Below are 578 nucleotides of genomic sequence, written 5' to 3' on the forward strand. Positions count from 1 at the left end.
TATCGATACGATCCGCTGGGCCGGATCGTCGAGCATACGGATCCGGGACAGCGGCTGCGTCGGTATGTGTATGACGCGCAAGGCGATCGGTTCTCGCAGGTGCGGGCGACCGAGCGAGGCCGTGAGTGGCAGCATCCGGACGGCGCGCGCTGGTGGCTGGATGCGGCGGGGCAGCTAGCCGAGCGTACGCATCCTGCGCGAGGCGTGGAGCAGTTCACGTGGGACGAGTTCGGGCGGATGGTGGGGTTCGAGAACACCGCTAATGAGCGATGGGTGTATCGATATGATGCGCTCGGTCGGCGTATCGGCAAGCAGGCGGCGGATGTCAGGCCGGAGGTGGGGCACAGGCATCGCGATGAAGGGGCGTGGACGTGGTTCCTGTGGGACGGCGATGCGATGGCCGGCGAGGTGCGGCGGACGGCGCGTATCGAGAGCGAAGCGCGGTTTTATGTGTATCGGCAGGATAGCTTCGAGCCTCTGGCGATGCAGGTGGATGACGGGGCCTGCAAGCGGATTTACTTCTATCAGAATGATCCGAATGGTGCGCCGGTCAGGCTAAGCAGCGCGGACGGTGACAT

Annotated in this window: 1 pseudogene; it reads left to right on the forward strand. The window is 64.5% G+C overall.

Annotation, left to right across the window (positions count from 1 at the left end):
* Window positions 1-578: pseudogene (locus tag QCE64_RS37805) on the forward strand (RHS repeat domain-containing protein); the annotation flags it as partial.

Source organism: Caballeronia sp. LZ043 (assembly GCF_031451075.1).
Lineage (GTDB): Bacteria > Pseudomonadota > Gammaproteobacteria > Burkholderiales > Burkholderiaceae > Caballeronia.